General features: G+C 52.9%; 11 protein-coding genes and 1 riboswitch. Of the genes, 6 read left to right on the plus strand and 5 right to left on the minus strand.

The genetic code is table 11. From position 1 onward, the window contains the following. The first annotated feature begins 292 nt into the window (after positions 1–292). The 4 genes from K5621_RS18890 (at position 293) to K5621_RS18905 (ending at position 4598) form a co-directional block, all read left to right on the plus strand. On the plus strand, positions 293–466 hold the full coding sequence (locus tag K5621_RS18890; RefSeq protein ID WP_221050035.1) for a hypothetical protein: 174 nt from the start codon (positions 293–295) through the stop codon (positions 464–466). Positions 467–634: 168 nt separating this feature from the next. Beyond that, on the plus strand, positions 635–955 hold the full coding sequence (locus K5621_RS20170; RefSeq protein ID WP_167387660.1) for an excalibur calcium-binding domain-containing protein: 321 nt from the start codon (positions 635–637) through the stop codon (positions 953–955). Between the two features lie 165 nt (positions 956–1120). After that, a complete protein-coding gene (locus K5621_RS18900; protein ID WP_221050036.1) occupies positions 1121–2647 on the plus strand; it encodes a tetratricopeptide repeat protein in 1527 nt (508 codons plus the stop codon). 394 nt (positions 2648–3041) lie between these two features. Continuing rightward, positions 3042–4598 (plus strand): tetratricopeptide repeat protein, encoded by a 1557-nt coding sequence (locus tag K5621_RS18905; RefSeq protein WP_221050037.1) that lies wholly within the window; start codon positions 3042–3044, stop codon positions 4596–4598. 94 nt (positions 4599–4692) lie between these two features. Here the strand turns inward: K5621_RS18905 and K5621_RS18910 are convergent, their stop codons facing one another. Beyond that, entirely contained in the window at positions 4693–5034 is a 342-nt protein-coding gene (locus K5621_RS18910) for a hypothetical protein (RefSeq protein ID WP_100143324.1), read from the minus strand. A gap of 303 nt (positions 5035–5337) precedes the next feature. On the opposite strand from K5621_RS18910, the gene K5621_RS20110 reads away from it, so the two are divergent. Further along, positions 5338–5883 (plus strand): prepilin-type N-terminal cleavage/methylation domain-containing protein, encoded by a 546-nt coding sequence (locus K5621_RS20110; RefSeq protein WP_221050038.1) that lies wholly within the window; start codon positions 5338–5340, stop codon positions 5881–5883. A 3-nt stretch (positions 5884–5886) separates the two neighbouring features. Here the strand turns inward: K5621_RS20110 and K5621_RS18920 are convergent, their stop codons facing one another. Further along, positions 5887–6756, minus strand: a complete 870-nt coding sequence (locus K5621_RS18920) for an AraC family transcriptional regulator (protein ID WP_221050039.1) — start codon at positions 6754–6756, stop codon at positions 5887–5889. Between the two features lie 193 nt (positions 6757–6949). On the opposite strand from K5621_RS18920, the gene K5621_RS18925 reads away from it, so the two are divergent. Further along, on the plus strand, positions 6950–8107 hold the full coding sequence (locus tag K5621_RS18925) for an iron-containing alcohol dehydrogenase (RefSeq protein WP_100143321.1): 1158 nt from the start codon (positions 6950–6952) through the stop codon (positions 8105–8107). A gap of 72 nt (positions 8108–8179) precedes the next feature. On the opposite strand, the gene K5621_RS18930 is transcribed toward K5621_RS18925, so the two are convergent. From K5621_RS18930 to K5621_RS18940, 3 genes are all read right to left on the minus strand, one after another. Then, positions 8180–8974: a class I SAM-dependent methyltransferase gene (locus K5621_RS18930; RefSeq protein WP_245003115.1), complete on the minus strand. Its 795-nt coding sequence runs from the start codon at positions 8972–8974 to the stop codon at positions 8180–8182. Between the two features lie 426 nt (positions 8975–9400). Beyond that, the gene (locus K5621_RS18935) at positions 9401–9676 is read right to left on the minus strand and encodes a GIY-YIG nuclease family protein (protein ID WP_025889227.1); all 276 of its coding nucleotides are present in this window, start codon (positions 9674–9676) and stop codon (positions 9401–9403) included. Further along, the gene (locus K5621_RS18940; RefSeq protein WP_425332450.1) at positions 9673–11811 is read right to left on the minus strand and encodes a S9 family peptidase; all 2139 of its coding nucleotides are present in this window, start codon (positions 11809–11811) and stop codon (positions 9673–9675) included. The genes K5621_RS18935 and K5621_RS18940 overlap by 4 nt, the downstream gene beginning before the upstream one ends. Before the next feature lie 211 nt (positions 11812–12022). Further along, positions 12023–12209, plus strand: a riboswitch (FMN riboswitch). Positions 12210–12303 lie beyond the last annotated feature (94 nt).

The raw sequence follows: 12303 nt of genomic DNA on the forward strand, positions 1-12303 counted from the left end.
AGCATGCCCCACAAGGAAAGCTGCTCTTGAAACACCCGTACTTTAGCAGTAAGAGATTTACCACCAAATACTTAAGCCATAGCTGATTTATAGCCAAGCGATCCGCCAAAACCATGCAAATTAATTCTTGCTTAATGTCGACTCAATCCCACCGGCATTGGATTTGAGTTCACTTGGCCAAGGCAAAATAGTATCTGGCCCAAATAAATCTGGAAGACCAAGTAAAGTATTAAAAAGTAACTTATCTGTAGTGGCTGGAAGCCACCAGCTTTCGCTCGATAGGAGTTTAGGAATGGATGTCATTAACCAAAGGGATATTTGTTTACTGCCGCAGTTGGCCAACAAGCACAAGCTCATACTCTACCGCCGCTGCCTGGAAGAATTTCAAAAGTTAGGCTATCGGGACCAATACGTGCAACAGGTAGAAGATGAAATTAATCGGCTGCAAGCGCTAACGAAAGAGTGATGGGTATTGCACCCTGGTGCAGGGTGATCTAGATCAAATTTAAGTTGAATTTCTCCCCAAAACAAGCTGCAATAGCTGCACTTAATGTCACCCAGAACAACCCGTCTGCTCAAAGAGGCAAGACCAGCTCCAATTGGCCAAGGATGCCGACACACTAAAGGGAAAAAGATGAAGCGTTTTGTTTTCTATTTTATTTTTGGTTACGCCTGCTATCTGAGTTGGGGAAAGCTCAGCGGCAATGAACCGCAACAGCTGACCGACATTCACCAAGACACCATAAGCAATAGCATCCGCGAAGCCGCCCAAACCGCGCCCCGCTATGCCTCTAAACCCGTGGATATTAATGCCAATTTTCACTGCGATGGACGCCAGTACTGCAGTCAGATGACCTCCAGAGCCGAGGCCGAATATTTCAACCGTTATTGCCCCAACACCAAGATGGATGGCGACAATGATGGCCACCCCTGTGAGAATGACAACCGTTGGTAAATAATTACTGGCACTCCGTGTAACAAGTCACCACTATGGGCATTTCTCCCCCATTTGGGCCTATCGCGCTCGAATGCATCTCGATCGGCTACGAACAACTATTGCCATAGGTCCATATCAGCGTTTACTGTGTCCGCGCCAACTTCCCCAAGGTTAAGGAAAACAATGAAACTGATACTGATCATTATCGCGTTTGTGGCCTTCTTTATCGCCCTTAAAAAGTGGCAACGAGCCCAGGCGGTAAAAAGCGGCGACCCGGATGCCATGGCCAACGAAGGCCTGAGACTGATTGGCAGAAATAGCGTCGATGAAGGCATAGCACTGCTGGAACAGGCCGCCAATAAAGATCATCCCGCCGCTGCCCAAATGCTCTATGAGTTCTATACCCGTCCCGAGCTGGAGATGGTGGCCAACGATGCCGACAAGGCGATGCATTGGGCCGCCAAGGCCTCGTCATTGGACAATGAATTTGCCAAGCTCCATGACCTGATGTTGGAGCTGCGCCAACACCCTGCTTTTGGTGACAATATTCAACTGCTGGAGCAAAACTTACTCCCCAGAGCCGAAGCCGGTGATACGGAGAGCCAGAGCCAACTGGGACGGGTCTATTCCCGTAACCCGATACTCGATAAGGACGGCAGCAAGGCGATGAAATGGCTCGAGTTGGCCGCCGCCAAAGATGATCCCGAAGCCTGCTTTCATCTGGGGATATTGCTGCAGGAACCCAGACAAGGTGAAGCCGATTTGCAGCAGGCAAGATTCTGGCTCACCAAGGCACACCAGCTGGGTGAAGCGGCTAGCGCCGGTCATCTGGCGGAAATGATGTTGCAAGGCCTAGGCGGCCCGGTGGATAAACGCCAGGCCGAGCAGCTGTTGATAGAGCAGGCCCAGGACAGCAGTTACTTTCAGTTGATGCTGGGACAGCGCTACCTGCGCGGTGACCAATTACCTCAAGATCTGCACAAGGCCAGAGAATGGTTGGAAAAGGCCGCGGCCGATGAAGATGATAGCCTGGCAGGTACAGTGTTGGCCGGTTTCCTGCTCGAACACTCCCGCGACAGTCAGGATCATCTGCGTGCCAAGGCAATACTTGAACCCCTGGCACAGGCTTGGGATCTTAGTGCCCATTTTCAACTCGGTAAACTCTATGAACAAGGGCTGGGCGTCAATCGCCAGTTGCCGCTGGCACTGATGCATTTCGAGTTTGCCGCCATGGGCGAGGAAGCTGAGTATATCGCAGCCAAAGAGTCACTGGCGGCGCGCCTGAGCCAATCAGAAAAACAGCAGGCTGAAGCACTCAAGCAGGAATATCTGGCGCTGCACCCCATAGACAGCCTGGCCCAGGCCAGATTGGATCTGCTCAAGGGCCAGGCTCTGCTATATGCGGATGAGCGAGAATACAAGGAACTGCAACAAGCGCTGCCCTGGCTGGAGAAGGCCGCCTTCGGCGGAGAAACTCTGGCCTATGAAGAGCTGTATGAAATCTACCTCGAGCTGGACCAAAGGGTAGACGCCGCCGTATGGCTGCAGCTGGAACTGGAAGAACATAACCAGTTTGGTTTGTTGGGTAATCTGGTGCTGCAGCAACAGGAACTGCTGCAAAGCTTTACCGAGGCCGAAACCGCCTGGTATGAACAGCGTCTCGAAGAGGTTCGGGCACAGTTGCCGCAAAATAACCCCGAGGCCGCCTAAAGCCAGTTTATGTTAACCCCTGAAGATCAAGACCCCAGCCAAGGCCGGGGTCTGTTTTTTCTGACGGCCCATCCGGAGCTCTTTGTCGACAGAGCGGTGCAACCTCTAATCACCAAGATGGTTGGCAGCATTCATCCCGATTCACTCCTCATAGATCATCTCTGGCATCAAGTGATGCAAAAATTTGTTGATGCAAATGACCGAATTGACCGATGGCCTAATACCAAATGATAAGTTAGCCTGAAAGCCAAGGAGAAATAATGGTACCTGCCGGGATCGCTGTTTAGGGACTTTCACCCCATAAGCCAAGGTCTCAGTACTCAGGAAAATGGCTCACAGGATTGCAAAAGTGTTTCTTCAATCGCTGTCACTAGCTTAAAGGTTAAGGAAAACAATGGAACTAGTACTGTACGCTATCGCGTTTATGACCTTTTTTATTATGTTTATAGCCTTTTTTATATTCGTGAAAGACCAGCGGCGAGCACTCGCACTACAGAGCAACGAGCCGAGTGCCATGGTCAATGAGGGCATAAGACTCATTAACCACAATAGAGTCGCTGAAGGCATCGAGAAGCTGGAGCAAGCCGCCAATAAAGATAATCATATCGCTGCGATGCTGCTCTATAAGTTCTATACCCGTCCCGAGCTGGAGATGGTGGCCAACGATGCCGACAAGGCAAAATATTGGGCCATCAAGGCCTCCGCTCTGGATGATAATTTTGCCCATATGTTTAACTTCCAATTGGAGTTAAACAAGCACCCTGCTTTGGGTGACAATCTCCAACTACTGGAACAAAACTTATTACCCAGAGCCGAAGCCGGTGATATCAAGAGCCAGAGCCAACTGGGACGAATCTATTCCCGTAATCCGACACTCGATGAAAACGGCTGCAAGGCGATGAAATGGCTCGAATTGGCCGCCGCCAAAGATGATCCCGAAGCCTGTATGAATCTGGGGGAAATGCTACTTGAGCCAAGGCAAGGCGAAGCCGATTTGCAGCGGGCAAGGTTCTGGCTCACCAAGGCATACCAGCTCGGCCAAACAGGGTGCGCAATCCAGCTGGCAGAAATGATGTTGCAAGGCCTAGGCGGCCCGGTGGACAAACGCCAGGCCGAACAGCTATTGATTGAGCTGGCCCAGGACAGTAGTTATTTTCAACTAAAGCTGGGACAACGTTATCTGGATGGTGAAGAGTTACCCCAAGATCTGCACAAGGCCAGAACATGGTTGGAAAAAGCTGCCGCCAGCGAAGACGATGATGATTACGAAGCCGCGATGGAATTGGCCGGTTTCCTAATCGCGTACTCCCACGACAGTCAGGATCACCTGCGCGCCAAAGCAATACTGGAGCCCCTGGCACAGGCTTGGGATCTTGACGCCCATTTTCATCTCGGCCAAATATATGAACTGGGGCTGGGGGTCATTCGTCAGCTACCACGGGCATTGATGCACTTCGAGTTTGCTTCCATGGGTGACGAAGCCGAATATATCGCGTCGAGAGAGGCGCTGGCCGCACGTATGAGCCAATCGGAAAAACAACAGGCCGAAGCACTCAGGCAAGAATATCTGGCGCTACACCCCATAGATGGCCTAGCGCAGGCCCGATTGGATCTGCTCAAGGGGCAGGCTTTACTGTATGCGGATGAACAAGCACGCAACTATCTCCAACAAGCACTGCCCTGGCTGGAAAAGGCCGCCTCCGGCGGAGAAACTACGGCCTATGAAGAGTTGTATGAAACCTACCTAGAGCTGAACCAACGGGTAGACGCCGCCGTATGGCTGCAGCTGGAACTGGAAGACCGTAACCGGATCAGTTTACCGGGGGGGGATCTGGTGCTTCAGCAACAGGAGCTGCTGCGGAGCTTTACCGAAGCCGAAACCGCCTGGTATGAACAGCGTCTCAAAGAGGTTCGGGCGCAATTGCCGCAAAACACCCCCGAGGTCGCTTAAAGCCAGTTTATGTTAAACCTTGAAGATCAAGACTCCGGCCAAGGCCGGGGTCTGTTCTTTCTGAGAGTATTGCCAGAACCACTAACCCAGTGGTTCAGCCTGGTCTCTTAATGGTCCAGTAGGCGGCGTTGACACCATCTTCGCGAAATTCGATATCCACCGGATACTCACGCTCACAACCCTCGACTATCCAGCGTTCATGCCAGTAGCGCTCACCGACTTTGCCCTTGGGCATCGCCAGCACAAAGGCGAAAAACTGTTCCGGCACCTCACAGCCGCGACGAGCCACTTCGGCGGCCACGCCTGGCATAGTATCCTTGAGCAGGGTTTCGTTGGCCAAGGTCCCTTGCTGAACTATCTCCTCAGAGAAGTATTCCCCTTCGGCGGCTACCGGCAGTGACACCAACAAGCCACACAAGATCCCAATCCATTTCATCTGTTTTCCTCCCTGATAGTTTCTGTATCAATATTAGCCCGTTATCTCCCCAATAGGGTCAGCAACAAAATTCTTTTAATGACAGGCCCACCAGAATGTGAACCTGACTATGGTTTCGAGGAAAACAATACTTTAGTCTGCGCAAGGTTTGGCCTCTTTATTTGTGGTAAAACGCCATTCCGGAGCTGCAGCCATCCAGAATATTCTCCGCTTGTCAGAAGATTTCTGCTTGGCTAGACTGCCGCACATTCAGCTCATCAGGAGTCTGAATGGATTTCAAGTTCATTCTCAAAAGGCACCAACATGAAAGTAACTCGATATCAGGGATTTACCCTGATTGAACTGATAGTCGTCATTATCATTCTCGGGATCCTAGCTGTTGTTGCAGCACCTAAATTCATCAACTTGCGCAACGATGCCACAGAACAGGTGCTTAAAGGCCAATATGCCGCCTTTGAATCTGCGGTAAAACTCTATCACAGCGGCTATCTGGCCAAGGGATATCAGGGCGCCATCGACAATCTCGCCAGCTTTGGTGACGGCAGCGTCGATTCCAGTGCCAATGGCTGGCCCTATGCCACTGCAGGTAAAGATACCCATATTTTCAACGCCTGCGAACAGTTGTGGCATGGTCTCACAGATACCGACCTCAGCATTGCCTATGTGGAAGATGTCGATCTGCCCAAAGCTAATGTCGATATTGCTTACACCTATAGTCAGGACCCCAATATCTGCACCTATCGTTCCGTGTACTTTATTCAGCGAAATGAAGAGACACTGATCATGGAATATCAACCAGATACGGGAGAAGTAACAGTAAGGAAGACCCACTGGACCCCTCGCCCCTGACAACTACAAACGGGCAACCTCTACCGGACTCTGGTCGAAGTAACGCTTGAACTCCCGGCTGAATTGAGCCGGGCTCTCATAGCCCACTTCCAGTGCCGCTTCCTTCACCTTGAGGCGCTGTCTTTGCAGCAGCTCTTTGGCCTTATTGAGGCGGATCTTCTTCAAGTACTGAATGGGCGATGAGGCCGTGACCTCCTTGAAACAGCGATGAAATGCCGAGGGGCTCATGTTGACCAACTCGGCCAGCTGCTCTACCTCCACACTTTCACGATAGTTCTGATGCAGATATTTGAGCGCCTTCTCTACCCGGGATAAACGGGTATGACTGAGCGCCAGCGCATATAAAGGCGCCGCATTGTCGGAAGCCAACACCCGAAACAGCAACTCCTGCACCATGGCCTTACCCAAGACCTCGGCTTCCAACGGCGACTGCAGAGCCAGCAGCAAACGCTCGACACAGCAGAGCATGTCTTCGCTGTTGGCGGCAACAAAGAAGCCGCTCTGACGGGCATCATCGAGATCCTTGGGCACCTTGTGGTGTTGATCCATCATGCGGATCAACTGGTTCAGTTGCTGCAGATCTATATCCACCATGAGTACCAATACCGGCTCTTCCTCGGAAGCAAAGGTTTCACACTCCACAGGCATAGGCACTGTCATCACCAAGGTGTTCTGCGGGTCATAGTCATAGATCTTATCTTCGAGATAGACACGCTTACGCCCCTGGCCGACTATCATGATCCCTTGGGAATAACACATGGGGCCACGGCTACCATAGGCCGAACTGCGAAACAGATGCACCCCTGGCAGGCTGGTGCTGTTGACCCCTTCATCCACCGCCAGGGCCGCCATTAAGGCTGCAATATCACTCATAACACTCTCCAACCTTCAATGGGTTGGATGCTAGCACTATTACAGAAAAAAGCATCAAAATAGCCATATTCAAGCCCCTATTAACCAATTTAGGCAGGAATAGGCATAAATGCTCCAGCAATGTGTATTTCAATCCAAGCTAAGGGGACTAAGATGACAGCATAGTTTTTCGGCTGTAGAAGAGAGAAATATCATGCTCAATTTCGACTATCGCAATCCTACCCACATAGTATTTGGTAAAGACAGACTGGCAGAACTGGATCAACTGGTACCGACGAATGCCAGGGTGCTGGTGACTTACGGCGGTGGCAGTGTCAAACGCTTCGGCACCCTGGATAAGGTCATAACCGCGCTGGGCGACCGCGTTGTGTTTGAGTTCGGTGGCATTGAGGCCAACCCCAAATATGACACCCTGGCCAGAGCTGCCGAGCTGGCGCGGCGCGAATCCATCGACTTTCTGTTGGCCGTCGGTGGCGGTTCAGTGATGGACGGCACCAAGTTTATTGCCCTGGCGGCAAAATTCGATGGCGACAGCAGCAGCTTGCTGCATCACGGTTTCAACCCGGTTCCTGTGACAGAGGTACTGCCCGTCGGTACGGTAGCGACACTGCCGGCCACAGGCTCAGAAATGAATGCCTTTGCCGTGATTAGCCATCAGGGTGGCAAGTTCCCCGTGACTCATCCACAGAGCTTCCCGGTATTCTCCGTGCTGGATCCCAGCCTGACTTTCAGTTTGCCGAAGATCCAGGTCGCCAACGGCGTAGTCGACTCTTTCGTACACGTGGTCGAGCAATACGTCACCTTCCCCGTGGATGCCAGAGTTCAGGATAGAATGGCCGAAGGCATACTGAAGACCCTGATTGAAGTGGGCCCTGTCACCGTGGCCGAGCCGGAGAACTATGATGCCCGCGCCAACCTGGTGTGGAGTGCCACCTCGGCGCTCAACGGCATGATAGGCAGCGGCGTACCGGCAGACTGGACCACTCATATGATAGGCCACGAACTGACCGCCATGTTCGGCATAGATCATGCGCAAACGCTGGCCGTAGTCCTGCCCTCTGTATGGCGGGTGCGCAAGGAACAGAAACGCGCCAAACTGCTGCAATATGCCGAGCGGGTTTGGGATATCACTTCGGGTGATGAAGACAGCCGTATCGAGCAAGCCATTGCAGCCACTCAGGCCTTCTTTGAACAGGTCGGCCTCAAGACTCGTCTGCGCGACTATGATGTGCCGCAAGAACGTATCGCCGATGTCGTTGCCGCACTGGAAGCTCACGGCATGACCGCCTTGTCTGAAACCGGCGATCTTGGTCTGGACAGCAGCCGTGAAATTCTTGAGCTCGCCTGGTAAGTTCAGCGAGCCAAACGATTCTCACGCCTGAGATAAAATACAGTTTAAACAGGGCCTTTAGGCCCTGTTTCTTTAGCCTTCCTTGACCGCTCTCAAGCTGTAGACCAAGGGAATGGCTTTGCCTTGATGATATAACCTGAAACGCCCCGGCATATCCTCCTGCAAGCCCTCGAAACAGTCATAGGGACTGAAGTCATACTCGCGAAAAGCCCGCAACTGCAAACCATTGGCCAACAAGGCGCTGATGACATCACTCAGGGAGTGTGACCAACAAACCGTGGTATGCTGTGCTTCCTGAGCATTCTCGGTATAGCTGCCCTCCAACTCTACATCGGCCTTACCTGTGTGGAAGTAGTCATAACCGTCAAACAATGCCTGCAATGGATGGAACTCGGCCAGGTAGAGTTCACCGCCCGGCTTAAGGCAAGCACTCACAGTTTCTGCCCAGCGATGTAGATCCGGCAACCAAACCAGCGCGCCATAAGAGACATACACGAGATCGAATTGGCGCTGCAGCAAAGCCGGCGCCTGATAGAGGTCGCCACAAACAAACTCGGCGTCGATAGCGGCTTGCTCCGCCAGTTGGCGGGCGCTGGTAATGGCCTCGTCAGACAAATCTAGGCCTGCGACACTGGCGGCACCTTCCCTGGCCCAGGAGAGAGTATCTAGACCAAAGTGACACTGGAGATGCAGCAAGGACTTGCCCTTGACCGATAGTTCCGCCAGCTCTATTTCCCGCAACGAACTGCGACCACTGAGAAAACCCTTAACGTCATAAAACTCTGACTGCAGATGTAACTTGGTACGCTCATTCCAGGCCAGTTGATTCAGCCTTTGGTACTCTTTTTGATGATCCATCCCTTTCATCTATCTCATCTCCAGATTTTCTGCCTGATATTGGTTTATTCGCCGGCGATCTCCGGGCGCTTACAAACTGAGGCTCAGTCCCTGATTGAGCCGAGTGTCCGGCGGACACCCGAATAGCCAAATCGGTCACTTTTTAAGGAAAGAGGACACTACTGCGGACACTTGCTGGAAAGTAGTTGCAAAAATAGCAAACATAAACAATGCATTATGTTTTGGCATATTTTCTGCTTTAGCTGATAAGAGAAACAGTCGTCGACTGGCATTGCGGAACTCACCGGCCGCGGCCCTTTGTCACTATCTTCCTGATGGGCCATCGCCGATGAGCCATCACCCCCTCCTTGGGGACCCTCTTCCCGACCGCAGGAAGCGCCCGCTGTAATGGCCCGGCCATTGGCGCTCCTGCTCCTTTTTCTTTTTTAAGGTCACTCACCCCGGCATAGCTGCGGACTTCGCAATCAAACTCAGTTTGGCGCGCTTGCTCAGCTTTTTTACCGCCATTTCCCGCCGTAAGGCATCACCGTGGCTGCCAATCTCTTCACGATAAACGAGTTGCAAAGGCCCGCGACCACGCAGATATTTGGCGGCTTTTGGGCCGCCACTCTGATGCTCCTGCAGGCGCCGGGTCACATCCTTGGTGATCCCTGTGTACAGTTCGCCCCCGGCGCAGCGCAGGATATACAGCTGCCAGTTATCACCACTCATTCCAGCCCCAACAGGCCGAGGAAGAAAGCATATTCCAGCGCGGTATCTTCAAATTGCCGGAAACGTCCGCTCTTGCCGCCATGGCCGGCCTCCATATCCGTCTGTAACAGCAGCAGATTGTCGTCCGTCTTATAATCCCTGAGTTTGGCCACCCACTTGGCCGGCTCAAAATACTGCACCTGGGAGTCGTGCAGCCCTGTGGTCACCAACAGATGCGGGTAGGCCTGATGGCGAATGTTGTCATAAGGCGAGTAGCTCAGCATATAGTCAAAGTAGGGCTTGTCATTGGGGTTGCCCCACTCATCATATTCATTGGTCGTCAGCGGAATCGACTCATCGAGCATGGTGGTGACTATATCCACAAAGGGCACATGGGCGGCCACCGCCAGGTAAAGATCCGGAGCCTGATTGACCACGGCGCCCATCAATAAACCACCGGCACTGCCTCCGGCGGCAACCACTTTGCCGGGTGCGGCATAACCCAGATCCAAAAGTGCTCGGGTAGTGTCTTCAAAGTCATTGAAACTGTTTCGTTTATTAAACAGCCTGCCATCATCATACCAAGGCCTGCCGAGCATCTCTCCGCCCCGGACATGGGCAATGGCATAGACCACGCCGCGATCCAGCAGGCTTAGAACAGAGGCGTCGAAGTCCGGCTCTATGATATGGCCGTAGGCACCATAACCGTACTGATACAGCGGGTTGCTGCCGTCTTTACGGAACTTGTCCTTGCGATACACCAGAGTCACGGGCACCTGGGCACCATCACGGGCCGGGATCAACAAGCGCTCGGCCTGATAGTTGCCGGGCTCGAAGTCCCCCAACACCTTTTCCTGTTTGAGCAGTTTACGCTCGCCCGGCTTATCCAGTTGATAACTGTAAATACTCTCGGGGGTAGTCGGGCTCGAGTAATATAACCTCAGTTCGCGACTGTGCTGGCTGGGATTGATATCCAGACCAACCACATAGGCCGGATCATCAAAGGTCAATTCATAGCCGCGGCTGAGATCTGTATGGGGATAGACCTTGATATGGCTCAGCCCCTGGCTGCGGCTCTGTACTATCAGATAATCGTCCAGCAATAACAGGTCTTCGAGGCGCACCTCGGGATCATGGGCCAGTACCTGCTGCCACTTGCGCTTGTCGTCGGCATCGGCAGCCGTGGTTTTCATCAGCCTGAAATTGGTCGCCTGCCAGTTGCTGAGGATGAAGAATTCATCTCCACGCTTGGCGATGCTGTATTCGTGGCCCTCTTCCCGCGGCAGAAACGCCCGGAATTCGCCGAGCGGGGCGTTGGCATCGAGCAGGGAAACTTCACTGGTCGTGGTGCTCTCGTGGTGCAATACAATCAGGGATTCATCCAGACTCTTGCCGAGAGAGATATAGAAGGTATCGTCCTGCTCTTCATAAACCAGCAGATCCTCGCTCTGGGGGCTTCCCAGCTTGTGCCGGAAAACCTGGTATCCCAGCAGAGTCTGTGGGTCTTTGGCGATATAGAACACATAACGGTTGTCATTGCTCCAGACAACCCGGCCATCGACGCCCGTCAGCTTGTCGGCAAGCAGTTCCCCGGTGGCAAGATCTTTAAAATAAACGCTGTAAATACGACGGCTGAGGGTATCCTCGGCAAAGGCCAGTATCTGCTCATCCGGGCTGACAGACACTCCGCCCAGGGCGTAAAACTCCTGCCCCTCGGCGCGCCGGTTAACATCTAGCAGCAACTGCTCTTCACCATTGAGCTCACGGCTTCTGGCGATCACCGGATACTCCAGCCCGGCCTCGAAACGGCGATAATACCAATGGTTATGCCAGCGATATGGCACGCTGCTTTCATCCTGCTCCAGCCTGGAGGTCAGCTCTTTAAACAGTTTCTGTTTCAGCGGTTCCCAAGGCTTAAGACGCGCGGCGGTATAGGCGTTTTCTCGCTCCAGATAGTCGATAACGTCCGGGGCCTTGCGCTCATCGTCACGCAGCCAATAATAGTCGTCTGTCCTGGTTACACCGTGAAGACTCATGGTGTGGGGACGTTTTTCGGCAACCGGTGCCACCAGCTTATTTTCTGAATTCATTCCACTGCATCCGCACAGCCACAAGGCTGTGCCTAAAACCAACATCAGGGATCCTGCTCGACTCATCACTCTTCCTTAGCGTTAATATCAGCGGCCTACTCCCTCGACTACAGGCCGCCTGCATATAGTGACGCCGACCGGCGCCAACGGCAAGCCCTGCCATCTAAGCCCTACTCTCAAAGGCTCCCCCTTCACCCACAGAAAATGTGACCCTGTCCGCTTGTCATTTGTATGTAACAGGCGCATGCTGGTGCCGCCTGCCACATACAAGTGACAGGTCAATTCTCAGGGCGGGGTGAAATTCCCCACCGGCGGTAAATCGTGTCAGCGACATGAAAGCCCGCGAGCGCCCGCCAGACTTTGGCGGGGTCAGCAGATCTGGTGTCATCACGACCTAGCGTGACTATTCCAGAGCCGACGGTGTTGCCATTTAGATGGCTCAGTCCGGATGAAAGAGAATCAGATTGCCGCGAGGCGATCCGCTTAGTGATACGTCTCTGCCAGCGGCAGAGACGCCCACTATTCCTTTCTTTGCCCTGATTCTGGAAAACCCAAGCC

Source organism: Shewanella carassii, assembly GCF_019670705.1.
Lineage (GTDB): Bacteria > Pseudomonadota > Gammaproteobacteria > Enterobacterales > Shewanellaceae > Shewanella > Shewanella carassii.

What these genes read in the sequence shown, in the direction of transcription:
- K5621_RS18890 (WP_221050035.1), top strand. Translation starts at nt 293, where the DNA reads ATGGATGTCATTAACCAAAGGGATATTTGTTTACTGCCGCAGTTGGCC.
- K5621_RS20170 (WP_167387660.1), top strand. Translation starts at nt 635, where the DNA reads ATGAAGCGTTTTGTTTTCTATTTTATTTTTGGTTACGCCTGCTATCTG.
- K5621_RS18900 (WP_221050036.1), top strand. Translation starts at nt 1,121, where the DNA reads ATGAAACTGATACTGATCATTATCGCGTTTGTGGCCTTCTTTATCGCC.
- K5621_RS18905 (WP_221050037.1), top strand. Translation starts at nt 3,042, where the DNA reads ATGGAACTAGTACTGTACGCTATCGCGTTTATGACCTTTTTTATTATG.
- K5621_RS18910 (WP_100143324.1), bottom strand. Translation starts at nt 5,034, where the DNA reads ATGAAATGGATTGGGATCTTGTGTGGCTTGTTGGTGTCACTGCCGGTA.
- K5621_RS20110 (WP_221050038.1), top strand. Translation starts at nt 5,338, where the DNA reads ATGAAAGTAACTCGATATCAGGGATTTACCCTGATTGAACTGATAGTC.
- K5621_RS18920 (WP_221050039.1), bottom strand. Translation starts at nt 6,756, where the DNA reads ATGAGTGATATTGCAGCCTTAATGGCGGCCCTGGCGGTGGATGAAGGG.
- K5621_RS18925 (WP_100143321.1), top strand. Translation starts at nt 6,950, where the DNA reads ATGCTCAATTTCGACTATCGCAATCCTACCCACATAGTATTTGGTAAA.
- K5621_RS18930 (WP_245003115.1), bottom strand. Translation starts at nt 8,974, where the DNA reads ATGAAAGGGATGGATCATCAAAAAGAGTACCAAAGGCTGAATCAACTG.
- K5621_RS18935 (WP_025889227.1), bottom strand. Translation starts at nt 9,676, where the DNA reads ATGAGTGGTGATAACTGGCAGCTGTATATCCTGCGCTGCGCCGGGGGC.
- K5621_RS18940 (WP_425332450.1), bottom strand. Translation starts at nt 11,811, where the DNA reads ATGAGTCGAGCAGGATCCCTGATGTTGGTTTTAGGCACAGCCTTGTGG.